Origin of the sequence: Subtercola endophyticus (assembly GCF_021044565.1) — a bacterium.
GTDB lineage: Bacteria > Actinomycetota > Actinomycetes > Actinomycetales > Microbacteriaceae > Subtercola > Subtercola endophyticus.
Window position 1 is genome coordinate 4,228,714 of the sequence record NZ_CP087997.1, and the last position, 26,669, is coordinate 4,255,382.

A 26,669-nucleotide genomic window follows, 5' to 3' on the forward strand; every position below is an offset into this window, starting at 1 on the left:
ATATTTGTGGGGGTGCGGTAGGTCGTTTGGTGGCAAGCCCGGCAGGGCGCGGCAGCCCGGGATGCCCGGGGTGGGTGTTTCGGGGTGCGGATTCCCGTGGTTCGGAGCCACTTTGTTAGTGAGAATACCTCGGGATTGTGGTATGATCGGTCTATGTCCGCAACACCTCCACCGCCCACCGGCAGTACTGCCGACGGCCCCAACGATCCCGAGCATGTTCGGGTGTCGTTGGGTGTGCTGTTAGCGGAGGCAGTTGCGGCGTGTGGTGAGTGTGGGGTGTTCCGGGCTGCCGCGCCCTGCGGGCTTGCCGACGAAGAATTATTGGCCGGTCTGGTAGCAGTGGAGCGGCTAGGCAGGCTGGTGGACGGGTTGCGTACGCAGGTGGCTGGGGATATCGCCGACCGGAGCAGACACGAGCTGGGGGAGGAGTCACTCGCACGCAAACAGGGGTTCGCGAACGCGGTCGAACTGATTGTTGCGTCGACGTCGGTAGCGAGGTCGACAGCGAGAAGCCGGATCAAGCTGGGGGTGGGCGTGTTGCCGTCGGTCGTGGTCGGGATGCTGGTCCCGTCGAAGTTCCCGGAGGTGGAAGACGCTTTACGGTCGGGTCTGATCGGTATTGATACTGCTGAAGCGATCGTGCGGCCGCTGTCGGAGGCGGCCCCGAACTGCGGCACGGAGGAGATCCGTGCGGTCGAACGGCAGCTCGTTGACTGGGCTGTCGACGGTATCGGCGGGGTGGGGTTCGGTGCGGATGACATTCGCGGCCTCGCTGTCCGGGCGAGAGAGTCGCTCGACGCGGACGGCGCCGAACCCCGGTACAAAGATTTGGAAGCGAAACGCGGGCTGACATTCTCGAACACCCGCTCAGGGTGTGTCCGGGTGAACGGGGTGCTGACGCCGGAGCAGGGTGGGGTGTGGATGGCGGTTGATCATGCGATCTCCAGCCCCAGAGTCGCCGGACACGTCTCCTTCGACCCCGGCACACCAGGCGCCGGCGACGCGGCTGGAGCCGGCATCCTCGCCACCGCCACCGCCACCGACACGGCCACCGCCATCGATGACGACGCTGGGGCGGTAGTGGTGGATACGCGTACTTTGCCGCAGCGTCGGGTGGATGTGTTCACGGAAGTCATCCGGGTCGCTGCGGGGTTGCCGGGGATGCCGCAGATCAACGGTGCCCGGCCGGTGCTGAACATCCACGCCACCCTCGACGATGTTGTCTCTGGGCGTGGGGTGGGGTGGATCGACGGCATCGACGAGCCCGTGCCGGCATCGGTGGTCGCGCAGACTCTCTGCCACGCCGACATCGTCACGACCGTGTTCGGTGCGCACGGGGAAGTGCTGCACCTCGGGAAAACGAAGCGCCTGTTCAGTGCGGCGCAGAACCGGGCTCTCGCCGCACGTGATGGCGGGTGTGTGTGGAAGGGCTGTAACCGGCCCCCACAGTTCTGCGAGAGCCACCATGTTGTGGACTGGAAAGACGACACCCACCTGCCTGGTGTGACGGATGTGTGTAATGGTGCGTTGTTGTGCAAGTTCCACCACAACCACTTACACACGGCCGACTGGCGGCTTGTCATGGTCGACGGGGTGCCGCATCTGATCCCACCGAAATGGGTCGACCATCAACAACGACCCCAACGGTGCCGACAAACCTCAGACCGACTCACGAAAACCGGGCCACCAGACGCGTTCAATCGACGAAGACGCGACAACACACCCGCACGCCCGAGATTCACCGACACCGAATAGCTGAAGGGCGCCTCCGCGCCGAAACCGTCGACGCCAACGCACACGCCGACGCCGACCCCATCAGTCTTCCGGAGTCAGCACGATTCGGCCGAAGACCTCGCCTGCGTCCATGCGGCGATGGGCTTCGGATGCCTCGTGGAGGGGAAGCACGTCATGAACGACGGCGCGCAGCTCGCCACGAGCGGCCGCGTCGAACTGCTCGGCACGTATGCGATTGCGCTCGGATATGGGCACGGTGTTGAGGCTGAAGGTGCTGAACGAGAGGGATCGCTGAAACGCGCGCATGAGCGCCATGCCGAAGTCTGCCGGGGGATACCCGCCGACGACCCCGACCGACACCAGCCGACCATTCGGGGCGAGAGCGTCGAAGAATGCCGGCATTGCCGCGCCTGCCACGACGTCGAGCACGACGTCGTACAGCGGTGACTGCAGGGCGACGTCGTACTGCGGTGACGGCGCTGCTGACTGCGCCGTCGACTGCGTTGCCGACTCTGCCGTTGCCGGCTCGCCCAGCTCAGCACCCGAGCGGTCGAGCAGGCGATCGGCACCGAGCATCCGCAGCCGTTCGCCGCGATCACGAGACGAAGTCGTGACGCCGATCGAGCGGGCACCCTGCGCAGCGGCGATTTGCACGGCCATGATGCCGATGCTGCCTGAGGCGCCGCGAACGAGCAGCGTTTCGCCCGGCGTGAAGTGCGCGTGAGCGAGCGCGAAGTGAGCGACGGGTCCGGCGCTGCCCAGGGTCACCGCATCGATCGCCGACAGCGCGGCGGGAAGGCGCGTGACATCGTCGAGGGCCGCTACCGCGCGTTCGGCATATCCGCCGCTGACACCCGTGAAGGCCCAGACTCGCTCGCCGATCCATGACGGGTCGACGCCCTCGCCGACACCGATGACCCGCCCGGCCACTTCGCTGCCCGGCACCAGCCCCGGGCTGAATCCGCTGCCGAGGGTGCCGCGCCGAATGACGGCGTCGACACCGCCGACGCCCATGGCTTCGACCTCGATCAGAAGGTGGCCCGCGCCGGGGCTGGGCTCGGGCAGAGTGACGACTGCCATTCCGCCGGCATCGCCGAATGTGTGAATTGTGACTGCTTGCATGAATCCGACCGTAATGGACACCTGCGTCCACTTGACTAGAGTGAGAACCGTGACCGAAACTTTGCCTCACATGCTGCGCTCCGACGCCGAAGAAAACCGGCAGCGCGTGCTCGAGGCCGCTCGTGAGCTGTTCTCTGAGCGCGGCCTCGATGTGCCGATGCGGATGATCGCCCGCCGAGCCGGAGTCGGCCCCGCGACGCTGTACCGGCGATTCCCGACCAAGCAGTCTCTGGTCGATGAAGCGTTTACCGATGAACTCCGTTCCTGCCAGACGATCGTGGCGGAGGCATGCGTCGACGCAAATCCGTGGCGCGGGTTCTGTTCGTTCCTCTTTCGCATCGGCGAGCTGAACGCCCGCAATCAGGGCTTCACTGACGCGTTCATGTCGACGTTTCGGGATTCTGTCGACATCGCTGCCCATCGGCAGGGCATCTTGCGCTCACTTGCCGCCCTGTGTCAGCGCGCGCAGCTGGCCGGGTCGATGCGCGGCGATCTTGTTCTCGATGACGTCGTGCTCGTGCTGATGGCAGGCCGTGGCATCTCCGCACCGACGCTCGATGCGCGCATCGCGGCGGCCCGCCGCTTCTCGGCTCTGGCGATCGAGGCGTTTCGTGCGCCCGGCCCCGAAACGGGCATCCAGTTGCCGCCGCCGGCCCGCGTGGCGGCCGCGATGCTCTGAAGCCGCACCGCTCGCCTGAGCCCGCACTCTCGTCAAGTATCAAGGTTCGAGTGCTACTTTAGGGCCAGCCCTAGACCCCGGCCTCACAAGTTACTTCGATACGGCCGGAACGGGTGCGAAATGCCAAACGACGAGTCGCTCGACTGCATCGTCTTCGGCTGCGAGTCGGTCGCCGACGAGGTGCTGACCTTTCGGGTCGAAGAGTTGCGGCTGGTGTACGCCGTGTGTGCGTTTCACTGCTGCGATCTGCGGAGAGGCTCCTATTTCGCCGCGCCTGAACACGCGAATCGCGGTTTCATCGGCCTGAAGGTGGCCGACTGAGCAGCCGAGCTTGGCGCCGCGACCTCGTTCTCATATGTCATTATGTAAGAACATAGTCAAAACACGGCCACGAAGGCGAGGCGACCCATGCCCGAATCCGCAGCGCGCACTCTGCCGCTTCTCGAAGCTGCAGACCCGATGGATGCTCCGGCGCTGCGCTGGGGCATCATGGGCCTCGGCAGCATCTCTGAGCGCTTCACCACCTCGCTGCGCACGCACACGCGGCAGCAGCTCCAGGCGGCCGGATCGCGCACCCTCGCCAAGAGCACGGACTTCGCCGCGCGTCATCGCATCGCCCGGGCCCACGGTTCGTACGAGGAGCTGGTGGCCGACCCCGAGGTCGATATCGTCTATGTCGGCACTCCGACGAGCATGCACTACGACTGCGCGATGCTCGCGCTCGAGGCAGGCAAGCACGTGCTCGTCGAGAAGTCGTTCGCCGCGAACGTGCAGCAGGCCCGGGCGATGGTCGAGGCATCCGAGGCCCGTGGGCTGTTCATCATGGAGGCGATGTGGCCGCGATTCTTGCCGTTCATGCGCATCGCGCGTGCGGCGGTCGATTCGGGGCTGATCGGGCGGCCGCTCACCCTGACGGCCGATTTGGCCGACTACAACGAATACGATGCCGACAACTACATGTTCTCGCCAGAGTTGGGCGGCGGCGTGACGCTCGACCGCGGAATCTACCTCGCATCGCTGAGCTCGCTGCTCATCGGCCCGACAGAGACGGTCGCGGTCGACGGTCTGCAAGACCCGACGGGTGTGGATGCTCACCTCAACATCACGCTCGGCAATGGTCAGGGCGCTTACTCCCAGCTGATGGCCAGCATGTACGTCAACGCACCGTCGAACGCGCGCCTCTCGGGCACGCAGGGGAGTCTGTCGTTCGAGCCGCCGTGGTTTCTCTCGCCGCGCGTGACGATGCTCGATTCGCGGGGCGTGGTGCTCGACGCGGTGGACTCGTACCTGCGGCGAGACGTCGATGCCTTCTGTTACGAAGCGGCGGAGGCCGCGCGGGTGATCACCGCGGGAGGCATTTCGTCGCCGCTCATGCCGGCGCGGGAGTCGATTTCGATCATCGAGACGCTCGATGCGATTCTGCGACAGGCGCACGCGTCGTGGCAGTAACAACCGGTTGTGCACCCTGTACCGGTTGTGCACCCAGTACCGGTTGTGCACCCAGTACCGGTTGTGCACCGAGGGCGGTCAGCTCTGCCATGTCGATGTTGCCGAGCGTCAACGAGCGACCGTAGGTGAAGCGCACGCGGCTGGCGAGCCACGATGTTCTCGACAGTTCCACCAGCTCGCCGGTCTCACGCAGACGACTTGCGGTTGTCACCTCGAGCAGCGGCACGTCTCGGTAGGCGCCCAGCCAGCCGGCCTGCTCGATGGTCGCGAACGAAATGCGCACCGAACTGCTGGCGCCGACCAGCGCCGTCGAAAGCGCGGTCGAGACGGCAGACGGCAGGTCGGGCATCCACGAATCGGTGATGCCGATGGCGATCTCGTCGACCTGCTGAATGTGTCGCCCGAAACGCACGTCGTCGGGTGAGTCGTATTCGACGTCGCGGCGAAGGGCCTCGGGAATGCTCACGTGCTCGGCGGTTTCGATGAGCCGCGAACGAGCGGTGTGCCCCGTGGCGAGCACCTGCTCGCGCCACGGCCGCAGCAGATCGACGTCGCAGCGCAGCAGATCGGTGATCTCGGTGACGAAGGTGCCAGAACCCCGACGCGAACGCAGAAGCCCCTCGGCGGAGAGGGCCTCGATGGCCCGGCGAACGGTCATGCGACTGACCCCGTAATACTGAACGAGTTCGGCCTCGGACGAGATGCGCGAGCCGGGAGCGAATTCGCGCGACTCGACGCGGCGGCGAAGATCGCGCTGTACCTGACCCCAGGCGGTGAGGGGGGAGTCGGGTTCGACGACGAAGCGAGTCACCCGTCTATTGTGGCTCATCTCTTCTCACTCATGTCTCGTGGCCCGTCTCTTCTGGCTCATCTGGGTCGGCATTCAGCCGAGCTTGTCTACAATCCCGTGCAACCTGCTGTAAATGTTCGTTTGTCTTTACGTATGGGTCGGTTGTGGTGCTACCTTGGCGATCGTGTCAGAGCAGTCACAGAACTCAGGAGTACGGCCGTGAACGAGCCAGCAGCGCCGAAACCGGCCCCTCGAATCGCCATCGTGGGCGCCGGCCCTGCGGGGTGTTACACCGCGCAGTTCTTGCGCAAGCGGTGGTCGCTCGCCGACATCGTGATCTACGACCGACACGATGCGCCGTACGGCCTCATTCGCTACGGGGTGGCCCCCGACCATCTCGGCACCAAGGCCATCGCGAAGCAGTTCGATCGGCTGTTCGCCCGTGACGGGGTGACTTTCGTCGGCGCAACCGATATCGGCACCGACCTCACTCTCGACCAGTTGCAGGCCGACTTCGATGTCGTCGTGCTCGCCACCGGGCTCTGGGCCGACCGGATGATCGATACCTTTCACTCCGCGGCCACCACTGCCGTCGGCGCCGCGCCGGTCGCAGCCGCACCGCTCGCGGGAGTGTACGGCGCGGGCCGGTTGACTCGGCTGATCAACGGGCATCCGGCCGAGAGCGTGCAGGGGCTGCACATCGGCCGCAGAACGGTCATCGTCGGCAATGGCAATGTGGCTGTCGACCTGGTGCGGCTGATGCTGACACCCGCCGAGGTGCTCGTCTCGCACGGTGTGCCGAACGAAGTCGCCGCCGCACTGACGGCCGGCCCGCTCGAGCACATGGATGTGGTCGGCCGATCACCCGTGTACGCCGCGAAGTTCGACCTCGCGATGATCCGTGAGCTCGGCAAGCTCGACGACGTGCGGTTCACGAGCGATTCCCCCGGTGATGACGTCGACGAGAACGACGAGACCGCTGCTCAGGCCGCGGGTACGGATGCTCCGGCAGACGGCACCGCGAAGGCCGACGCGATTCGTGAACTCGTCGAAGGCTCGTCACCCACGGCAACCCGCACCGTCGCCTTTCACTTCGGGTGGACCCCCGACCGCGTCTTTGCCTCCGATGCGGGCGAGGTGGGCGACGCGGGCGAGGCGGGCGAGGCGCGCGTCTCACGCGTCACCTTCACGGCGACACCGGGAGCCGGCCAGCGCGACGCGACACTCGAGCTCAGCACAGACTCCGTCTGCACCGCCGTCGGCTTCACCGAAACCGAAGGCGCTTTGCTGCGCCGTGACGCCATCGCGTCGCCGACCGCCGACCTCGAGCGCGGTCTGCTCGCCGACGGTCTCTACTGCGTCGGCTGGTTCCGTCGCGGGCCGGTCGGAACCATTCCCGCTAACCGCGCCGACGCCCGCACGGTGGCCGACGCGATCATTCACGACGTCGAGGCAGCAGCGGCCGTACTCGAAGCGGCCGTCACGAGCACGTGATCACGCACCCACTGATAGATCACGCACTACTGGTAGATCAGCACCTCTTGTATCCAGCACCCCTTATATAAGGAGAACCGATGAAATTCGTTATTCTGTACGGCACCGAATCGGGCAATGCCGAGACCGTCGCCGACGACCTGGTCGACGAGCTCTCGGCCGACAATGAGGTCGAGTCGATCGACATGACCGACGCCGAGCTCGATACACTCACGCCCGACGCGTTTTTTCTCGTCGTCTGCTCGACCCACGGCGACGGCGGCCTGCCGGCCAGTGCTGTACCTTTCGCCGAGTTGCTCGACGCCGAGCGACCCGATCTCACGGGCATCCGTTATGCGATGTTCGGCCTCGGTGACAGCTCGTACGAGACTTACAGCCGAGGCAGCGAGCGCATCGACGAGCGTCTTGCCGCGTTGGGGGCGATTCGCGTCGGCGAGTACGGGCGGCACGACGCGAGTGACGGATCGCTTCCGAACGATACCGCGCTGGAGTGGGCCCGAGACCTCGTGTCGACCCTCGACGATGTAGCGGCGGTGGCCTGATGAGCATCACCACCGCGGTTCACGCGCCCGACATCGTCATTCCCGCTAACCTCACGGTGCACTACGACCCCCTGTCGTACGCCGATTACGACTACCCGTACGACCTGTTCAAGCGACTGCGCGACAAGGCGCCGGTGTACTACAACGCCGACCGCGACCTCTACATCGTGTCGCGTTACGCCGACGTGCGGGCGAGCCTTGGCGACCACGTTCGCCTCTCGAACCGACTCGGCAACGACATCGACGGCACGCACGATTCGTACGGCAACGGCATGCTCGTGGCCCTGGACCCGCCGCGTCACACCGCTTTGCGCGCCGCCATTCGCCGCACCTTCTCGGCCCGCGAGATTCTCACCAAAGAAGACAGCACGCGTGAGTTCAGCCGAGAACTGATCGGGTCGATTCGCCGGGCGGGCGGGGGAGACTTCGCCACCGACGTCGCCATTCCGATGGGCATCGGCATGGGAATCGCGCTACTCGGCGCCCCGCAGAGCGACAACGAGGCGTTCAGCGAGCACCTGTTGCGCGCGATGGTTCGAATCGTCGGTCACCTCGGGGTTCCCGAAGATGCCGCGGAGGCCAACCATGAGACCGAGCAGATTCTCGAAGAGCGGTTCGCCGAACGGCGCGCTGCGATCGATGCGGGCGCCGACGGCACCAGCACCGACGCCTTCACCCAGATTCTGATCGCCGTGCACGCCGGCAAGGTCTTTGCCGAAGAGCAGGGCGGCCTGGCTCACCTCGTGCTGTCGGCCGCGAGCGACGCCCCCGCCTCGTTGTTGACCAACTGCATTGCCATTCTCGACAAGTTTCCGGCGCTGCAGAGCTTTCTGCGCGACAACCCCTCGATGATTCCGCAGTTCGTCGAAGAGTCGCTGCGTTACGACACACCCGGGCAGAACCTCTCGCGGCAGACGACCGAAGAGATCGAGATCGCCGGCACGGTCATCCCCGACAATTCGCGAGTGATGTTCTTGCAGGGTTCGGCGAACCGGGATGAACGCATCTACGACGACCCCGACAGCTTCGACTTGACGCGCGAGTTCACGCCTGCGAATCGCATCATGTCGTTCGGCGACGGAATCCACGCCTGCATGGGTGCGCCCTTCGCTCGGCTCGCGGCACGGGTCGTCATCGAAGAGCTGGTGCAGGCCGGTGAGTTCCGCATCGTCGGGTCGCCCGAACGCTGGACGAAGCAGCTCGTGCGTGGTTTCTCGAAGTTGCCGATTCGGTTCGTGTCGTGACCAGTGCGCCGTCGGGTTCGGCGCTGCCTGCGACCGTCGCTGCGCCGAAGGGCGGCCGACGCCTCGAGTGGGCCGTCAAGCCGAGCTTCGTGGCCTACGTCGAGGCGCTGCCCGACGGCCTGGTCGAGGTCGGCGGCGGGGTGACGCGCACCAGCGACGGACGGTTCGTCTTCGGTGCCGACGCCGGGTCGGGCGAATTCGGCTTCGTCGGCAGTGTGCACTTTTTCGGTCACCACGGCGTGCTCGACGTGACTCTCGCCGATCCGCGCATCGAAGTGGTCGGCGACGAATTCGTCGTCACGGTCGACGTGCAGGGCGAACGGGTGCGCGTGGCCACGGTCGAACAACTGCTCGAAGACGGCAATGATGTGCTCTCGGCATCCGGAGTCGAAGCCACCGACGACGGCGCCTCCCTGCTGGGCGGGGTCTACCAGGCCGGCACGCCGCTCGACAATCTCACCATCTACAGCGCGGCCGCCTAGGTCTCGTTTCGCTCGACGAAAGGCACCTCTTCTTATGCATTATAGAAAGTTCGGTCGTACAGGCTGGGACGTCAGCGAGATCTCGTTCGGCGCCTGGCAGCTCGGTGGCCAGTGGGGCACGGTCGACGACGAGGAGTCGATCAGCGCGCTGCTGCAGGCCTACGAGCAGGGCATCAACTTCGTCGACACCGCGGAGCTCTACGGCGGCGGTCACAGCGAAGAGGTCATCGGCGAATCGCTGCGCCGGTGGCAGGGCGACAAGATCTACGTCGCCACCAAGATTCAGCCGAGCCGCTGGCCCGACCCCGACGACGACAACCCCCTCATGCGCGGCCGGTACCCCGAGTGGTACCTGCGCGAGGGCGTCGACCTCGCGCTGCAGCGGCTCGGCGTCGAGCGTCTCGACCTGCTGCAACTGCACTGCTGGGTGCCCTCGGGCAGCTCTCAGCTCGACTGGCTCGAGACGCTGAACGCGCTCAAGATCGAGGGCAAGATCGACAAGGTCGGCGTCTCGATTCGCGACTACCGGCCCGACGAGGGGGTGGATGTCGCGAAGCTCGGCCTCATCGATTCGATTCAGGTGATCTTCAATATGTTCGAGCAGCGCCCGGTCGACACGCTCTTTCCCGCCAGCGCGAGCACCGAGACGGCGATCATCGACCGCGTGGCGTTCGACTCGGGATCGCTGTCAGGGCTGTGGACTCCGGAGACCTACGACTCGTGGGAAGACGGTTCGCAGCAGAAGGAGATGTTCCGCGGCGAGCGATTCACCGAGACGTATCAGAGGGTCGAGGCGCTCAAGCGACTCGTCTCGCCGTACTACTCCTCGCTGGCTGAGGCGGCCGTCAAGTACGTGCTCTCGTCGCCCGAGGTCTCGACGGTCATCGCCGGCATGAGCAGCAGCCGCAACATCGCCCGAAACGTGGGCTACTCCGACGGCGAGCCGTTCCCCGAAGAGCTGCGCGCTCAGTTGGCCGACCACGCGTGGATTCGGAACTACTACAAATGACCCCCTTGTCAGAGGATGTCGCGGTCGAGAAACCGCCGGAGATCCGCGCCGAACGGCTGAGCCTGGCCGAACTCGACGCGGCGATCGCCGCGTCGCCGATCGCCTACCTGCCACTCGGCACGCTCGAGTTCCACGGGCCGCATCTGCCGATCGGTCTCGATGCGCTGAACGCTCAGGCCCTGTGCGAGGCGGCCGCGCGGATCACGGGGGGAATCGTGCTGCCCGTCGTCTACCAGGGCACGGGGGGTGGTCACGGGGCGTATCCCTGGACGATCATGATGCCCGGCCCCGACGCGATCGTTGCCAACCTGAAAACGACCCTGACGCGCCTCGAAGACTTCGGAGTGCGCCGGGCGGTCGTGTTCACCGGGCACTTCGCCGACGAGCAGCTGGCGATGGTCGATGAGCTCACGTCGACGTGGAACGCCTCCGATTCGGCTCTCACTGTCGTCGGCAGCGGGGTCAACCGGTGTGCGGATGCACCGCTGCCGCCCGACCATGCCGGAGCCTTCGAGGCCACCCTGCTGTACGCCAGCGCGCCCGAACTCGTGCACCTCGAACGACTGCCCGATGTGCTCACGCATCCCACTGTCGACCCCGACGACAACCCATTCGGCACGCACCGGCACGACCCCGGGCATCCGCTCTGGGGCGTTTTCGGCGCAGATCCGCGACCGGCCGACCTCTCGAAGGCCCCCGAATTGCTCGCACATCTGGCCGGCTGGCTCGCCGACCTCGCCCGAAGATAACAAATCGAACATTCATCGTAAGAATGTCTTGACATTCTTATCTAACCGCCTTTACGGTTAGCTCACCCTGGTGTTAGCAACGCAGCTATCCATTCGGTTCGCAACGCAGCTACCCCGATGACCTAATGAAAGGAGCCCAGGGAAAATGATTCTCTCGAAGCTCATCACACCCACGGGCACCACCCGCAAACGTCTCCGCGCCGCACTGCTCATCACCCCGGCACTCGCGGCCGTTGCAGTGCTGTCGGCCTGTTCACCGCAGAACGGTGGCTCGACCTCCTCGACCGGAGACGCCAGCGCCTCCAACGTGAACCTCGTCGTCATCGGCGGCGCCTCAGACGACGTGTTCTTCTCCACCGTGAAGCGCGGCATCGACGACGCAGCCAAGGTGCCCGAAGCATCGGGTGCGAAGGTCACCTACCTCGCGCTGAAGAACTACGACAACCTCGGACCGGATGTCGCGCAGCTCATCACCAACGCTCTGGGCATGAAGCCCAGCGCCATCGCCGTTCCCGACTGGGTTCCGACCGCAGAAGACCCCGCCATTCAGTCGGTCATCGCCGCAGGCATTCCGGTCGTCATCTACAACGCCGGAACGTGGGACCAGGCCAGCAAGCTCGGTGCCATGACCTACATCGGCACGGACGAGTACCTCGCGGGCAAGGCCGCCGGCGAAGCACTTGGCAAGGCCGGCTCCAAGAACGCCTCCTGTGTCAACACTGTTCCCGGTTCGACCAACCTCGAAGACCGTTGCTCGGGTGTGAAAGACGGCATCGCTGAAACCGGCGGAACGTCGAGCGAACTCGCGCTTCCCGCGACGAGCTTCGGCAACGCCACTGCAGTGACGCAGGCCATCAAGTCCAACCTGCAGCAGAACACCTCGATCGACGCCGTCATCACGGTCGGTGGTTCTGACTCCGAGGCGGCCTTCGCTGCTCTCACGCAGGCCAACTCGACCGCGAAGTTCATCACCTTCGGCAACTCGACCACGGTGGATGCCCGCATCCAGGCCGGCACTCAGCTCGCCTTCATCGATCAGCAGCCGTACGCGCAGGGTTTCTACAGCGTCTCTGCCATGTGGCAGTACGTCGCCTACGGTCTTGAACTGCCGACCAAGCCGATTCTCACCGGCCCGGCCGTCATCACGAAAGACAACGTCGCAGCCGTCATCGCCGGTTCAGCGGCAGGCGTTCGCTAACCACTCGCTCCACACGGGTGCCGGGCCCTTTCACGAGGGTCCGGCACCATCACCCCCCTCACCACTGCTCAATCGGTCGCCCATCGACTTCTCACGTTAGGAACTAGACACATGGCAATCGCCGCTTCTCCGGGGGTGACAGCAACCAAGCCGGTTGCCGCACCGCCCGCCCCCCGCAATCAGACCTCGTTCGGCCGCTTGTCACGCCGGCCCGAGACCGGGGCGCTCGCCGGAACCGTTCTGGTTTTTGTGATCTTCACGATTCTGGGTGGATCGAACTTCATCTCCATCGGTGGAGTCGCCAGCTGGCTGAACGTCGCCGCCGAACTCGCCATCATCGCCCTTCCGGTCGGCCTGCTGATGATCGCCGGAGAACTCGACCTCTCGGTCGGGTCTGTCGTCGCCGCCAGCTCGATGACCATGGCGATCGTCTCCGGCACCTACGGTGCTCCCATGATCGTCGGCATCATCGCGGCCCTTGCCGTCGGTGCCGCGGCCGGCTTCATCAACGGCCTGATCGTCTCCCGAACCAACGTGCCGTCGTTCGTCGTGACGCTGGGTATGAACTTCGGTCTGGCCGGCATCACCCTCGGTCTCTCGCGGTTGATCACGGGTACCACGAACGTTCCGCTCGACCCGGGCCCCTTCTTCAAGGGCCTCTTCGGCAGCCTGATCGGCGGCCAGTTCGAGGTCGCCATCTTCTGGGCACTCGGCGTCGCCCTCGTCATCGCCTGGCTGTTGCAGATGACTCCCTTCGGCAACTGGGTCTTCGCCATCGGCGGTGACAAAGAGAGTGCTCGTGCCACGGGCATCCCCGTCACCCGCGTGAAGATCTCGCTGTTCATGATGAGCGCCCTGGGTGCGGCTCTTGTGGGCATCATTCAGACCTGCCTCTACAACGGTGCGCAGACGTCGACGGGCCAGTCGTTCGTGTTCAACTCGATCATCGCGGCCGTCATCGGTGGCGTTCTGCTGACCGGTGGGTACGGTTCGGTGCCCGGCGTCATTCTCGGTACCCTCACGTTCGCCATCGTGAGCCAGGGCATCTACACCACATCGCTCAGCTCCGACTGGGCCAGCTTCATTCTCGGCGCCCTTCTGCTGGCCGCCGTTCTCATGAACAACACGTTCCGTAAGCTCGCTCTCTCGAGCGGCGTGCGGGCCCCGAAGATCAAGAAGGCGTGACGACCATGACCGAACCACTGCTCAAACTAGACCACGTCGGCAAGAGCTACGCGGGCACCGACGCCCTCGCCGACATCTCCCTGCAGGTCGAGCCCGGCAAGGTGCTGTGCCTGCTCGGCGACAACGGTGCCGGCAAGTCGACCCTGATCAAGATTCTTTCGGGGTACCACACTCCGACCACGGGCACGGTCGAGATCGATGGCAAGCCCGTCGTGTTCAACAGCCCGCGGGATGCCAGTGCCAACGGCATCGCGACCGTTCACCAGTACGGCGGAACCTTTCCGCTGATGACCGTCGGCCGTTCGTTCTTCGTCGGCGTCGAGCCGACAAAGGGCTGGGGTCCGTTCAAGCGATTCGACAAGGCCACGGCCAACGAGATCTCGGTTCGAGAGCTCAAGGGCCTCGGCATCACGCGGATCAACGACGGCAACCGCCTCGTCGGCGGCATGTCGGGTGGTGAGCGCCAGTCGCTCGCGATCGCCCGTGCCGTGTACTTCGGTGCCAAGCTGCTCATTCTCGACGAGCCCACGGCGGCCCTCGGCGTGAAAGAGGCCTCGCACGTGCTGCGCATCATCATGCAGGCCCGTCGTAAGGGCATCGCCGTGGTCTTCGTGACGCACAACGTGCTGCACGCGATGACGGTCGGCGACAACTTCGCCGTGCTGATCCATGGTCGGCTGGCCGACTCGTTCGCCAAGGGCGAGCGTACTCGCGAGCAGATCACCGACCTCATGGCCGGTGGTGAAGCGATGGCAGAGCTCGAGGCCGAGATCGCTCAGTACGAACTGGAAGCGTGATCGGCGATGACCACTCTGTCTCCTGCTCCGACGACCGACCCCCTTCGGGTCGCCGCGGAGTCCACGCCGACCGTTCTGTGGAACGACTCGGCCGACCCCGACGAACTCTCGCGGTCGATCGGCTTCGGGGCTGTCGGGGCCACGTGCAATCCGGTGATCGCGCTCGCGGCCATCCGTGCGCACCTCGACGTCTGGCGCCCGCGTATCGCTGAACTCGCGGTCGAGCATCCTCGAGCGGGCGAGTCCGAACTCGGCTGGATGGTCGTGGAGGAGCTGTCGATTCAGGCGGCTGCCCTGCTGCACCCGGCCTTCGTCGCCAGCGGAGGGCGTAACGGCAGGCTGTCTATTCAGACGGATCCGCGGTTGCACCGCGACGCCGATGCCCTCGTCGAACAGGCTGTTCACTTCAGCGGTCTTGCCGAGAACATCATTGTCAAGATTCCGGCCACGGCGGTCGGAATCGTGGCCATCGAAGAGGCGACCTACCGCGGTGTGAGCATCAACGTGACCGTCTCGTTCACGGTTGCGCAAGCGGTGGCCGCCGCAGCCGCTATCGAGCGTGGGCTCGACCGCCGTGCTGCCGATGGTCTGCCCGAGCGTGAGTTCGGCTCGGTGGTCACGATCATGGGTGGCCGACTCGACGACTGGCTGAAGGCCTACACGCAGAAGCACCGCATTCTCATCGATCCGGGCTACCTGGAGTGGGCGGGCGTGGCAGCGCTCAAGAAGGCGCATGCCGTCTTCGTCGAGCGCGGCTACCGCTCGCGAATCCTCTCGGCCGCGTTCCGCAACTACATGCAGTGGTCAGAACTGCAGGGCGGCGACCTCGTGGTCTCACCACCGTTCGACTGGCAGGCCCGCATCAACGAGAACCGTCTTCCCGTCGAGAATCGTATCGATGTGCCGGTCGACCCGCGCATCATCGAAACGCTGCGCGCGAAGGTGCCGGAGTTCTCTCGGGCATACGACGTCGACGGGCTCACTCCAGCCGAATTCGACACCTTCGGCGCCACTCGCGTGACGCTGCGGCAGTTTCTCGACGCCGACGCTCAGCTCGATGCGATCGTTCGCGACATCCTGATCCCCGCGCCGTGAACGTGCACGGGCCGTCTCGGTGTTCGCCGTGACGGCCCGGCTACTTCGCGACGAGCGTCGTCTCGAAGCTGTACATGTCGGGGCGGTAGGCGTGGTGTCCGAACTCGATCGCTCGGCCCGAGCTGTCGAAGGCGACACGCTCCATGGTGAGCACCGGGCCGCCCTTGTCGATCTCGAGCAGCTCGGTCTCTTCACGGTTGGCCCGACGGGCGCCGATCTTCTGCTGGGCGATGCGGATGGTCACTCCACGGCCGCGCAGAATCTGGTAGAGCCCGCGCTCTTCGAGCTGCTCGGTGGTGATGTCGGAGAATTCCGGTGGCAGGTAGTTCTCGAGCATGGCGACGGTGACTCCGTCGGTGCTGCGTGTGCGCCGCATGTACACCACGTCGGAGCCGGGCGTCACGCCGAGGCTGGTGGCGACGGAATCGGTGGCGGGCCTGATCTCGTGCGCGATCACGTGGGTGCCTGGCTCGTGATGCGCGCTCTGCAGATCTTCGTAGAGGCTGGTGAGTTCGACCTGCCGGGTGACGGTGCCCTGCACGACCTGGGTTCCGATGCCGCGTCGGCGAACCAGCAGGCCCTTGTCGACGAGCTCTTGAATGGCCCGGCGCACGGTGGGCCGGGAGAGGCCGAGGCGCTGCCCGATGGCGATCTCGTTCTCGAGCCGAGCGCCCGACGCGATGGCGCCCGAGCGGATGGCCGCTTCGAGTCGGCTCGACACCTGAAAGTAGAGCGGAATGGGGCCGTTGCGGTCGAGATCGAGAAAAAGCTCCTCTGGCCAGACCGTCTCATCGCTTGCCATGGCATCTCCTTCGATCAGACATTCGTGACTGCACAGCATATTGTCGGAACAATGTTACTTACAGCATACTTTGTTGGTTTCACACCCCGAACGACCACCGCACCGCACGTTGACGAACACGCCCCATGTGCTATTGTTAAGACATACATACGGCGAGCTGCCGGCATCACCCCTGATTTGAGAGAGTTGTACATCGGAGTATGACGGATACGTCCTTTCCCCTCGACGTGCTGGCCATCGGCCGGCTCGGTGTCGACATCTACCCGCTTCAAGACGGTGTCGGCCTCGAAGATGTGTCGACCTTCGGAAAATACCTCGGCGGCAGTGCCGCGAACGTCAGCGTGGCCGCCGCTCGTTACGGGCATCCGACCGCCCTCATCTCGAGAGCCGGTGACGACCCGTTCGGCCGCTACCTGCTTCGTGAGCTCGAGCGCCTCGGTGTGAGCAACCGCTACGTCAAGGTCGACCCCGACCTCAAGACGCCGGTGACGTTCTGCGAGATCTTTCCGCCCGACGACTTTCCCCTGTACTTCTATCGCGAGCCGAAAGCTCCAGACCTCAACATCGCGCCCGCCGATCTCGACCTCGACGCCGTTCGCGCCGCTCGGGTGTTCTGGCTGACGGTCACCGGGCTCAGCCAAGAGCCGAGCCGCGCCGCGCACCTCGCGGCGCTCGCTGCTCGCGGGCGGGTCGACCACACAGTTCTCGACCTCGACTACCGCCCCATGTTCTGGTCGGAACCGGCCGACGCTACGACGCAGGTCGCCCTCGCTCTCGAACACGCCACCGTGGCTGTCGGCAACCGCGAAGAGTGCGAGGTGGCCGTCGGCGAAACCGAGCCGCTGCGCGCGGCGGATGCTCTGCTCGAGCGCGGCGTCACGCTGGCCATCGTGAAGCAGGGCCCGAAGGGCGTGCTGGCGAAGACCGCCGACGAGACGGTCGAGGTGCCGCCGTATTTCGTCGACGTGGTCAACGGTCTCGGAGCCGGCGACGCCTTCGGCGGCGCCTTGTGCCACGGTCTGCTCGAGGGTTGGGATCTGACCCGCATTCTCACGTTCGCCAACGTCGCCGGCGCACTCGTCGCCTCGCGCCGCGAGTGCTCCACGGCCATGCCGACGACGGCAGAGGTCGACGCCATTCTTCAGAGGGGAGCATAAAATGGGCACCGCCCTCAGTGACTTCGATTTCGCGCGTCTGCGCGACATCAGGGCCAGCAAGCCCGAAGCGATCGGCGAAGCCTTCGCCAGCCGCAAGCGCAGAGAAGTGCTGCGCGGCGACGGCAGGCTGTTCATCGTCGCCGCCGATCATCCGGCTCGCGGCGCCCTTGCTGTCGGATCGGATTCGACCGCCATGGCGAACCGTTACGACCTGCTCGACCGCCTTGCCATCGCGGTGAGCCGGCCCGGTGTCGACGGTGTGCTCGGCACGCCCGACATCATCGACGACCTTGCCGCGCTCGGCCTGCTCGACGACAAGATCATCGTCGGGTCGATGAACCGTGGTGGTCTGCGCGGCGCGACCTTCGAAATGGATGATCGCTACACCGGCTTCGACGTGCCCACGATGGTCTCGTCTGGCATCGACTTCGCGAAGACCCTCATCCGCGTGAACCTCGAAGACCCGATGACCGCACTGACGCTGGAGGCCACGGCCAAGGCCGTCACCGAAGCGGCGGCCGCGGGGCTGCCGATCATGCTCGAGCCGTTCATGAGCAAGTGGGTCGACGGTCGCATCGTGAACGACTTGTCGGCGGATGCCGTCATCTTGTCGGTCTCGATCGCCGCGGGCCTGGGCACGAGCAGTTCGTACACCTGGATGAAGCTGCCGGTCGTCGACGACATGGAACGCGTCATGGAGGCGACCACGATGCCCACCCTGCTGCTCGGCGGCGACTCGGGCGCCGACCCCGACGAGACGTTCGCCGCGTGGGAAGACGCCCTCTCGCTTCCCGGCGTGCGAGGGCTCACCGTCGGCCGTACCCTGCTCTACCCGCCCGACGGCGATGTGGCAGCCGCTGTCGACACCGCCGCCGGCCTGGTGCACCCCACCGGGCTCGCCATCGCCTCCTGAGCGGCTGCGCGCACGCCGCGCTTTGCAGGCCGCCCTCCCCACCTGCACTCACCCCCCCCGTAGGCACTCGAAGAATTGAGGAATCACGAATGAGCACCATCGATTTGAACCCCGACACCACCACTGACGACGCCGTCACCGAGCTGCCGACTGTTCCGCACTGGATCAACGGGGCAGCGTATCCGTCGAAGAGCGGCCGGGTGGGAGATGTGTACGACCCCGCCCTCGGTGTGGTTACCAAGCATGTCGCGCTGGCCGACCAGGCCGAGATCGAGGCTGCGATCGCGGGTGCCGCGGCGGCGTTCCCCGCGTGGCGCGACACGTCGCTCGCGAAGCGGCAGACGATCATGTTCAAGTTCCGTGAGCTGCTCGATGCGAAGAAGGGTGAGCTCGCCGAGATCATCACGAGCGAGCACGGAAAGGTCGTCTCCGACGCGCTCGGCGAGATCAGCCGTGGTCAGGAGGTCGCGGAGTTCGCGACCGGGCTCGCGCACCACCTGAAGGGCGAGTTCAGCGAGCAGGTCTCGACGGGCATCGACGTGTACTCCACCCGCCAGCCCCTCGGCGTCGTGGGCATCATCAGCCCGTTCAACTTTCCGGCGATGGTGCCGTCGTGGTTCTTCCCGATCGCGATCGCGGCCGGCAACACCGTCGTACTGAAGCCGAGCGAGAAAGACCCGTCGGCGGCCAACTGGCTCGCCGCGGTCTGGAAAGAAGCCGGCCTGCCCGACGGCGTGTTCACTGTGCTGCACGGCGATAAGGAGGCGGTGGATGGACTGCTCACCCACCCCGACGTGAAATCCATCTCGTTCGTCGGGTCGACCCCGATCGCTCGGTACGTGTACGAGACGGGCACCAAGAACGGCAAGCGTGTTCAGGCGCTCGGCGGGGCGAAGAACCACATGCTCGTGCTTCCCGACGCCGACCTCGAGTTGGTCGCCGACGCGGCGATCAACTCCGGGTTCGGTTCCGCGGGTGAGCGGTGCATGGCGATCTCGGTTGTCGTCGCGGTCGAGCCGGTCGCCGACCCTCTGATCGAGAAGATCGTGGCGCGCATGTCCACTCTGCGCACCGGTGACGGCCGCCGCGGCTGCGACATGGGCCCGCTGGTCACGAAGGTGCACCGCGACAAGGTCGCCTCGTACATCCAGATCGCCGAAGACGACGGCGCCACGGTGGTCGTCGACGGGCGTGACGTGAAGCCCGATGGTGACCCGAACGGGTTCTGGCTCGGCCCGACCCTCATCGACAACGTGCCGACCAGCTCGCGCGTCTACACCGAGGAGATCTTCGGCCCGGTACTCGCTATCGTGAGGGTGAACACATACGAAGAGGGTGTGAAGCTCATCAACTCGGGCGCGTTCGGCAACGGCACCGCGATCTTCACCAACGACGGCGGAGCAGCGCGACGCTTCCAGAACGAGATCCAGGTCGGCATGATCGGTATCAACGTACCCATTCCGGTTCCCGTCGCGACGTTCTCGTTCGGCGGCTGGAAGGACTCCTTGTTCGGAGACACGAAAGCGCACGGAGCCGAGGGAGTGAAGTTCTTCACCCAGCAGAAAGCCATCACGAGCCGCTGGCTCGACCCCAGCCACGGCGGCATCAACCTCGGCTTTCCGCAGAACGACTGATCTGCCCTCGGCAGCCATTCAGAGCAGCACATCTCTTCAGGAGCACCAGATGACCGACCAACGATGGTTCTATCGCCGGGGCGAGCTCGCGCGAGGCGCGTGGCAGAGCGTCGTCGACGGCTCGACGCCCGGCTGGGAGCACACGGGCATCCGTGTCGCCCAGTTGGCCGAGGGCGAGAGTCTCGACCTCGACGAGACGGGTATCGAACGCATCGTCGTGCCTCTCGCCGGCTCGTTCACGGTGTCGTATGCCGAGAACGGCATAGGGTCTGAGGTGGTTCTGAACGGTCGGCCGTCGGTGTTCGACGGGCCGACCGACGTGCTCTACCTCTCGGCCGGCGCCACGGCCACCATCGGGGGCACAGGCCGGGTCGCCGTGGCGACCTCGCCGACCGACGACGTGCGGCCGACCCGGTACATCCTCGCCGAAGACACCCCCGTCGAGTTGCGGGGGGCCGGGGCATCCAGTCGCCAGGTGCACAACTTCGGCACCCCACAGGCGCTGGATGCGGCGCGCCTCATCGTCTGCGAAGTCATCACGCCTTCGCAGAACTGGTCGTCGTACCCGCCGCACAAGCACGACCAAGATGTGCCCGGCCACGAGTCACGGCTCGAGGAGATCTACTACTTCGAGTCGGCGCCGGCGCGTACCGAAGCCGCGCTGGCGCCCGACCCCGAGGCGTCGTTCGGCATGTTCAGCACCTACTCGTCTCCCGCAGGCGAGATCGAGATCGACGCGCGGGTGCAGACCGGCGATATCGCCCTCGTGCCGTACGGCTACCACGGGCCGGCCGTGGCCGCCCCCGGCTACGACCTCTACTATCTGAACGTCATGGCCGGCCCCGATGCTGAACGCGTCTGGCTGATCAGCGACGATCCCGCGCACGCGTGGGTGCGCACTTCCTGGGAGGGTCAGCAGATCGACGCCCGCCTTCCCTTCACGAACCAGAGAGACCAGACCTCATGACAACAAAGCGCATGACCGTGAGCCAGGCCCTGGTGGAGTTTCTCGGCCACCAGTACACCGTCGACGGTGACATTCGCGAACGCACGATCGCTGGAATGTTCGGCATCTTCGGGCACGGCAACGTGGCCGGCATCGGCCAGGCCCTCGCGCAGTACAACGCCGAGCAGCCCGACCTGATGCCGTACTACCAGGCGCGCAACGAGCAGGCCATGGTGCACCAGTCGGTCGGCTACGCCCGCATGCACCGTCGTCGGGCGACGTTCGCCTCTGCTGCGTCGGTGGGCCCGGGCGCCGCGAACATGCTGACCGGTGCCGCGCTGGCCACGGCCAACCGCATGCCCGCCTTGCTGCTGCCGAGCGACACCTTCGCCACCCGGGTCGCCGACCCGGTGCTGCAGCAGCTCGAACTGCCGCACGACATCGGAATCACGGTGAACGACGCGTTCCGTCCGCTCTCACGATTCTTCGACCGCGTGCAGCGCCCCGAGCAGCTCTACTCCATCGCTCTCGCGGCGATGCGGGTGCTGACCGACCCGGCCGAGACCGGTGCCGTCACCATCTCGTTGCCCGAAGACGTGCAGGCCGAGGCGTTCGACGTGCCCGTCGAGTTCTTGCAAGACCGCGAGTGGCACATCCGTCGCCCGTTGCCCGAGCGCGGTGCGCTCGCCCGCGCGGTGGCGGCGATCCGCGGTGCGAAGCGGCCGATGATCGTCGCGGGTGGCGGCGTGCTCTACTCGAGCGCCGAAGACGCCCTGCGTGCCTTCGTCGAGGCCACGGGCATCCCGGTCGGCTCGTCGCAGGCCGGCGGCGGTGTGCTGAACTGGGATCACCCGCAGTACCTCGGCGGAGTCGGCGCGACCGGCACGCTGGCCGCGAACCGCATCGCGTCAGAGGCCGATGTCATCATCGGAATCGGCACCCGCTACAGCGACTTCACCACGGCGTCGCGAACGGCGTTTCAGAACCCCGACGTGCAGTTCGTGAACATCAACGTGGCGTCGTTCGACGCCTACAAGCACGGCACGCAGCTGCCCGTGATAGCGGATGCCCGTGAGGCACTCGAAGCGCTGGCGAGCGAGCTCGGCGGCCTGCGCATCGACGCGGCCTACGCGTCGCAGATCGCTTCAGAGAAGTCGGCCTGGGATTCCTCGGTCGACGACGCTTTTGCGCCGTCGGGACTTGCGCTGCCGGGTCAGACCGAGATCGTCGGCGCCGTTCAGTCGTCGAGTGCACCCGAAGACGTGATCGTTCAGGCGGCCGGCTCACTGCCGGGCGACCTGCACAAGCTCTGGCGCGTGCGTGATCCGCTGGGCTATCACGTCGAATATGCCTTTTCGTGCATGGGTTACGAGATCGCCGGCGGGCTCGGTGCGAAGCGCGGGGCGCTGGCCGACGGCTCCGATCGCGACGTGATCGTGATGGTGGGCGACGGTTCGTACCTCATGCTCAACACTGAGCTGGTGACCGCTGTCGCCGAGGGTATCAAGATCATCGTCGTGCTCATTCAGAACCACGGTTACGCATCGATCGGTCACCTGTCAGAGACCGTCGGATCCGCGCGCTTCGGTACCTGGTATCGCGAGTACGACGAGAAGGCGCGCAACTTTCAGGGCGAGCAGATTCTGCCCGTCGACCTGGCGATGAACGCGCGCAGCTATGGCATCGACGTCATCGAGGTCGAACCCGGCGCGTCGGCGATCGACGACCTCAAGGCCGCTCTCGCGGTTGCGAAGGCCTCAGAGAAGTCGACGTTCATCCACATCAACAGCGACCCGCTGCTGTATTCGCCCGATGGGGCGGGCTGGTGGGATGTGCCTGTTGCCGAAGTCTCGACTCTCGAGAGCACGCAGCACGCGCGAACCGAGTACGAAGAATTGCAGAAATCGCAGAAGAAGCTTCTTGGCTGAGAAAGGCAGAAAATCATGACAGACACACTCACCACCACGACCAGCATGCGCATTGGAACGGCTCCCGATTCCTGGGGCGTCTGGTTTCCGAACGACCCCGGCCAGATTCCGTGGCAGCGGTTTCTCGACGAGGTGCAGAAGGCCGGCTACAGCTGGATCGAGCTGGGCCCGTTCGGCTACCTGCCGACCGATCCGCACGAGCTCGAAGACGAGCTGGGCAAGCGTGGCCTGAAGCTCTCGGCCGGAACCGTCTTCACCGGCTTTCACAAAGGCGACGACCAGTGGAAGCGCGCGTGGGATCAAGCGCTCGAGGTCGCCGGTCTGGCGACGAAGCTCGGAGCCGAGCACCTGGTCGTCATCCCCGATCTCTGGCGCAGCGACGCCACCTCGGAGGTGCTCGAGAGCCGCACCCTCGACGACGAGCACTGGAAGAAGCTCGCCGCGGGCCACGACAAGCTCGGCAAGGCGCTGCTCGAAGAGTTCGGTGTCAAGCAGCAGTTCCACTCGCACGCCGACAGCCACGTCGGTACGTACAAAGAGGTCGAGCGCTTCTTGCACGAGACCGATCAGGCGTACACGAACCTGTGCCTCGACACGGGCCACTTCTCGTACTACGGCGGCGACAACCTCAAGCTCATCGCGGCCTACCCCGAGCGCATCGGCTACCTGCACCTCAAGCAGGTCGACACCTCGCTGCTGTTCGACGTGCTGAAGAACGACGTTCCGTTCGCCGAGGCCGTGACGCAGGGCATCATGAGCGAGCCCGGAACGACGGATGCGGGAGTGCCAGAACTCGGTCCGATCATCGATGCCGTGGCCGCGCTCGACCCCGAGATCTTCGGCATCGTCGAGCAAGACATGTACGGCACCGACATCGAGCTGCCGCTCGGCATCGCGACCCGTACCCGCGAGCACATCTTCGGGTGCACCTCGCACGCGCGCATTCACTGACCACGGGCATCCGCTCGCCGTATTCTCACCACTCATCACCTTTCAGGAGTTATAGAACATGACTACAGATCTTCGCGTCGGTGTCGTCGGCGCCGGCCTCATGGGCGCCGACCACATTGCCCGCATCACACAGCGCATCAGCGGCGCCGTCGTCTCGGCGATCGTCGAGCCTGACGCGGGCCGTGCCGCTGCCGCGGCGGCGAACGCCCCCGGGGCGCAAGCCTTCACGCGCATCGAAGACGCGATTGCGGCCGACGCGGTCGACGCGGTGCTCATCGCGACGCCGGGTCAGTTTCACGAGCCGGTGCTCATTCCGGCGCTCGAGGCGAAGCTGCCTATCTTGTGCGAGAAGCCGCTCACGCCCGACTCTGCCTCGTCGTGGAAGATTCTCGAGCTCGAGCAGAAGCTCGATAAGCCGCACATTCAGGTGGGCTTCATGCGCCGCTTCGACGCCGAGTACCAGAAGCTGCGCGAGCTGATCACCTCGGGCGAGGCCGGCGAGCTCATGATGCTTCGTGCCGTGCACCGCAACCCGTCGGTGGGCGAGAGCTACACGCAGTCGATGCTGATCACCGACTCCGTCGTTCACGAGTTCGATGTTGTTCCGTGGCTGGCCGGTTCGGGTGTGAAGACCGTCGAGGTCAAGTACCCCAAGCGCAACTCGCTGTCGCCGTCGCACCTCAAAGAGCCGATTCTGGTGCTGATGGAGCTCGAGAACGGCGTGTTCGTCGACGTCGAGATGAACGTCAGCATTCAGTTCGGCTACCAGGTCGCCACCGAAGCGGTGTTCGAGAAGGGCCTGGCCCGCATCGGCCAGCCGTCGGGGCTGCAGACCTGGAAAGACGGAAAATTCGAGATCGCCGAGCACCAGAGCTTCGTGACGCGCTTCGCGGCCGCCTACGACACCCAGGTTCAGCGCTGGGTCGACGCCGTTCGCGCCGGAACGCTTGTCGACGGCCCGAACTCGTGGGACGGTTACCGTGTCGCCCTGGCCTGCGAGGCCGGTGTCGCGGCACTCGACGGCGGCATCATCACCGTCGAGGCTCCGGAACGCCCCGCGTTCTACGCGTAGGAGAAGACGTCACTCATGGTGCGCATCGCCCTCGACCCCACCCCGTATCACCACGACTACTCGCTGCTGCAGTTTCCCGACGTAGCGGCGCGGCTCGGCTACGAGCACCTGCAGCTGACGCCGCACCCCGACTTCAGCCCGTTCTTTCGGTACCCGAAGGCCGACGACGACCTCGTCGCCAAGCTGAAGAAGGCGGCGGCAGACGCCGGGGTGTCGATTCCGGCGATCTTGCCTGTGCAGCGCATCTCGTCGCCCGATGAGGTGCTTCGACTGACTGCCGTGCGCAACTTTCGCCGCGTCATCCAGTTGGCCGTCGAGCTCGAGGTGGGCATCATCAACACCGAGTTCTCGGGGCGGCCCGAGCTGTCGGAAGAGTCGGAGGCGGCGTTCTACCGCTCGATGGATGACCTGCTGCCCCTCATCGAATCCGAGGGTCTGCGGCTGAACTTCGACCCGCACCCCGACGACTTCGTCGAAGACGGGCTCGAGGCGTGGCGCGTGCTGCGCGGGCTCAACTCGAGCGCCATCGGATTCGTGTACGTCGCGTCGCACACCTTTCATTACGGCGACCGGGCGGCGACGCTCATCCCGGAGCTCGGTGACCGGCTCGGCACGGTGTACACGGCCGACACCTTCGACCACCACCGCTCGCACGGCCTGCGCTATATCTCCAACCCGCCCGGAAACGCGGCGCGCGTGCACCAGCACCTGCGCATCGGCGACGGCGATGTCGACTTCGAGGCGCTCTTCGCGCTGCTGCGCACCTCGGGGTACCTCGACCGGCCCGACGCGCTGATCGTGTCGAACGTGTTCGCCGAAGACGAGACGGCCGACGAGGTGTCGCGCTTTCAGTTGCAGCGGCTGCGCGAGCTGGTCGCCGGATGATCGGCCCCCGCGGCGCCGCAGCGTGATCGCCTGGGCGCGGTACCCCTACAACGGCTCTCGGGTGCTCGTCACGGGAGGCGGGTCGGGCATCGGCCGGGCCATCGCGCGAGCCTTTCTCGAGCAGGGAGCGCGGGTGGCCATCTCGGGCCGTCACGCCGATGCCCTGCGCGAGACCGTGGCGGAGTTTCCGGTCGACTCGACACTCGTGCTCGAGGGCGACATGGCGGTACGCTCCGACGTCGAGGAGTGCGTTGCGGCCGCCGCCGCGGTCTGGGGTGGCATCGACATCGTCGTCGCCAACGCGGGGCTCTCCGAAGCCGGCACGATCGACGAACTCACGGACGAGTCGTGGCAGCGCATGCGCTCGCTCAACGTCGACGGCATGATCTACCTGGCCCGGGCATCCGTTCGCTGGCTTCGTGAATCGCGCGGCTCGTTCACCGCGATCTCGTCGATCGGCGGACTCGGCGGAGACTGGCGTCAGGTGGGCTACAACGCCACCAAGGGTGCCGTGAATACGCTCGTGCAGAGTCTGGCGCTCGACCTCGGTCGTGACGGGGTGCGAGTCAACGCGATCGCGCCGGCGTTCACCGCAACGCGCCAGACCCAAGAACGGCTGGATGACCCGGTCTTCTGGTCGGCGTTGCGCGATCGCCTAGCGCTCGACCGCCCCGCGACCCCCGACGACGTGGCCCGCGCCGCCCTCTTCTTGGCGAGCCCCGATGCCGCCTACATCACCGGAGTCATCCTCCCCGTCGACGGCGGCACCACCGCCTCGTCGGGAACCCCGCGCCCCCTCGGCTACTGATGGG

General features: G+C 65.7%; 26 protein-coding genes. 23 read left to right on the forward strand and 3 right to left on the reverse strand.

Translation table 11 applies throughout. From position 1 onward, the window contains the following. Positions 1–153: 153 nt before the first annotated feature. Complete coding sequence (locus LQ955_RS19595) at positions 154–1,755, forward strand: HNH endonuclease signature motif containing protein (RefSeq protein WP_231026138.1); 1,602 nt, start codon at positions 154–156, stop codon at positions 1,753–1,755. A 60-nt stretch (positions 1,756–1,815) separates the two neighbouring features. Here the strand turns inward: LQ955_RS19595 and LQ955_RS19600 are convergent, their stop codons facing one another. Next, a complete protein-coding gene (locus LQ955_RS19600; protein ID WP_231026139.1) occupies positions 1,816–2,856 on the reverse strand; it encodes a zinc-binding dehydrogenase in 1,041 nt (346 codons plus the stop codon). Positions 2,857–2,905: 49 nt separating this feature from the next. Here LQ955_RS19600 and LQ955_RS19605 point away from each other — a divergent pair, with 49 nt between their 5' ends. From LQ955_RS19605 to LQ955_RS19615, 3 genes are all read left to right on the forward strand, one after another. Then, positions 2,906–3,535, forward strand: coding sequence for a TetR/AcrR family transcriptional regulator (locus tag LQ955_RS19605; RefSeq protein WP_231026140.1), 630 nt, complete (start codon positions 2,906–2,908; stop codon positions 3,533–3,535). 120 nt (positions 3,536–3,655) lie between these two features. Further along, positions 3,656–3,856, forward strand: coding sequence for a hypothetical protein (locus LQ955_RS19610; protein ID WP_231026141.1), 201 nt, complete (start codon positions 3,656–3,658; stop codon positions 3,854–3,856). Positions 3,857–3,943: 87 nt separating this feature from the next. Further along, a complete protein-coding gene (locus LQ955_RS19615) occupies positions 3,944–4,984 on the forward strand; it encodes a Gfo/Idh/MocA family protein (protein WP_231026142.1) in 1,041 nt (346 codons plus the stop codon). On the opposite strand, the gene LQ955_RS19620 is transcribed toward LQ955_RS19615, so the two are convergent. After that, on the reverse strand, positions 4,932–5,795 hold the full coding sequence (locus LQ955_RS19620; RefSeq protein WP_231026143.1) for a GntR family transcriptional regulator: 864 nt from the start codon (positions 5,793–5,795) through the stop codon (positions 4,932–4,934). The two genes, LQ955_RS19615 and LQ955_RS19620, sit on opposite strands and share 53 nt — an antisense overlap. Before the next feature lie 198 nt (positions 5,796–5,993). On the opposite strand from LQ955_RS19620, the gene LQ955_RS19625 reads away from it, so the two are divergent. The 10 genes from LQ955_RS19625 (at position 5,994) to LQ955_RS19670 (ending at position 15,569) form a co-directional block, all read left to right on the forward strand. Beyond that, complete coding sequence (locus LQ955_RS19625; RefSeq protein WP_231026144.1) at positions 5,994–7,268, forward strand: FAD-dependent oxidoreductase; 1,275 nt, start codon at positions 5,994–5,996, stop codon at positions 7,266–7,268. Positions 7,269–7,348: 80 nt separating this feature from the next. Beyond that, the gene (locus tag LQ955_RS19630; protein ID WP_231026145.1) at positions 7,349–7,810 is read left to right on the forward strand and encodes a flavodoxin domain-containing protein; all 462 of its coding nucleotides are present in this window, start codon (positions 7,349–7,351) and stop codon (positions 7,808–7,810) included. Then, positions 7,810–9,054, forward strand: a complete 1,245-nt coding sequence (locus LQ955_RS19635) for a cytochrome P450 (protein ID WP_231026146.1) — start codon at positions 7,810–7,812, stop codon at positions 9,052–9,054. The genes LQ955_RS19630 and LQ955_RS19635 overlap by 1 nt, the downstream gene beginning before the upstream one ends. Next, positions 9,051–9,536: an HtaA domain-containing protein gene (locus LQ955_RS19640; protein WP_231026147.1), complete on the forward strand. Its 486-nt coding sequence runs from the start codon at positions 9,051–9,053 to the stop codon at positions 9,534–9,536. Before LQ955_RS19635 ends, LQ955_RS19640 begins: the two co-directional genes overlap by 4 nt. Positions 9,537–9,570: 34 nt before the next feature. Then, entirely contained in the window at positions 9,571–10,545 is a 975-nt protein-coding gene (locus LQ955_RS19645; protein ID WP_231026148.1) for an aldo/keto reductase, read from the forward strand. Further along, a complete protein-coding gene (locus LQ955_RS19650) occupies positions 10,542–11,294 on the forward strand; it encodes a creatininase family protein (protein ID WP_231026149.1) in 753 nt (250 codons plus the stop codon). Before LQ955_RS19645 ends, LQ955_RS19650 begins: the two co-directional genes overlap by 4 nt. A 145-nt stretch (positions 11,295–11,439) precedes the next feature. Beyond that, complete coding sequence (locus LQ955_RS19655; protein ID WP_231026150.1) at positions 11,440–12,492, forward strand: substrate-binding domain-containing protein; 1,053 nt, start codon at positions 11,440–11,442, stop codon at positions 12,490–12,492. 111 nt (positions 12,493–12,603) lie between these two features. Then, positions 12,604–13,677 carry an ABC transporter permease gene (locus tag LQ955_RS19660; RefSeq protein WP_231026151.1) on the forward strand — a complete coding sequence of 358 codons (1,074 nt, stop codon included), beginning with the start codon at positions 12,604–12,606 and terminating at the stop codon, positions 13,675–13,677. Positions 13,678–13,682: 5 nt separating this feature from the next. Continuing rightward, entirely contained in the window at positions 13,683–14,474 is a 792-nt protein-coding gene (locus tag LQ955_RS19665; RefSeq protein ID WP_231026152.1) for an ATP-binding cassette domain-containing protein, read from the forward strand. A 6-nt stretch (positions 14,475–14,480) separates the two neighbouring features. Continuing rightward, complete coding sequence (locus LQ955_RS19670) at positions 14,481–15,569, forward strand: transaldolase family protein (protein ID WP_231026153.1); 1,089 nt, start codon at positions 14,481–14,483, stop codon at positions 15,567–15,569. 40 nt (positions 15,570–15,609) lie between these two features. Here the strand turns inward: LQ955_RS19670 and LQ955_RS19675 are convergent, their stop codons facing one another. Then, positions 15,610–16,371: a GntR family transcriptional regulator gene (locus tag LQ955_RS19675; protein WP_231026154.1), complete on the reverse strand. Its 762-nt coding sequence runs from the start codon at positions 16,369–16,371 to the stop codon at positions 15,610–15,612. 200 nt (positions 16,372–16,571) lie between these two features. Between LQ955_RS19675 and iolC the strand changes: the two genes are divergently transcribed. The 9 genes from iolC (at position 16,572) to LQ955_RS19720 (ending at position 26,665) form a co-directional block, all read left to right on the forward strand. Continuing rightward, positions 16,572–17,528, forward strand: a complete 957-nt coding sequence (gene iolC, locus LQ955_RS19680) for a 5-dehydro-2-deoxygluconokinase (protein WP_231026155.1) — start codon at positions 16,572–16,574, stop codon at positions 17,526–17,528. 1 nt (position 17,529) lies between these two features. Next, complete coding sequence (locus LQ955_RS19685; protein WP_231026156.1) at positions 17,530–18,441, forward strand: class I fructose-bisphosphate aldolase; 912 nt, start codon at positions 17,530–17,532, stop codon at positions 18,439–18,441. An 89-nt stretch (positions 18,442–18,530) separates the two neighbouring features. Continuing rightward, complete coding sequence (locus tag LQ955_RS19690) at positions 18,531–20,075, forward strand: CoA-acylating methylmalonate-semialdehyde dehydrogenase (RefSeq protein ID WP_304961257.1); 1,545 nt, start codon at positions 18,531–18,533, stop codon at positions 20,073–20,075. Between the two features lie 49 nt (positions 20,076–20,124). Beyond that, a complete protein-coding gene (gene iolB / locus LQ955_RS19695) occupies positions 20,125–21,042 on the forward strand; it encodes a 5-deoxy-glucuronate isomerase (RefSeq protein ID WP_231026157.1) in 918 nt (305 codons plus the stop codon). Then, positions 21,039–22,949, forward strand: a complete 1,911-nt coding sequence (iolD, locus tag LQ955_RS19700; RefSeq protein ID WP_231026158.1) for a 3D-(3,5/4)-trihydroxycyclohexane-1,2-dione acylhydrolase (decyclizing) — start codon at positions 21,039–21,041, stop codon at positions 22,947–22,949. Before iolB ends, iolD begins: the two co-directional genes overlap by 4 nt. Positions 22,950–22,964: 15 nt before the next feature. Beyond that, positions 22,965–23,900: a sugar phosphate isomerase/epimerase family protein gene (locus tag LQ955_RS19705; RefSeq protein WP_231026159.1), complete on the forward strand. Its 936-nt coding sequence runs from the start codon at positions 22,965–22,967 to the stop codon at positions 23,898–23,900. A 58-nt stretch (positions 23,901–23,958) separates the two neighbouring features. After that, complete coding sequence (locus LQ955_RS19710; protein WP_231026160.1) at positions 23,959–24,972, forward strand: Gfo/Idh/MocA family protein; 1,014 nt, start codon at positions 23,959–23,961, stop codon at positions 24,970–24,972. A 15-nt stretch (positions 24,973–24,987) separates the two neighbouring features. Beyond that, positions 24,988–25,857, forward strand: coding sequence for a sugar phosphate isomerase/epimerase family protein (locus LQ955_RS19715; RefSeq protein WP_231026161.1), 870 nt, complete (start codon positions 24,988–24,990; stop codon positions 25,855–25,857). Between the two features lie 22 nt (positions 25,858–25,879). Beyond that, entirely contained in the window at positions 25,880–26,665 is a 786-nt protein-coding gene (locus LQ955_RS19720) for an SDR family NAD(P)-dependent oxidoreductase (protein ID WP_231026162.1), read from the forward strand. Positions 26,666–26,669 lie beyond the last annotated feature (4 nt).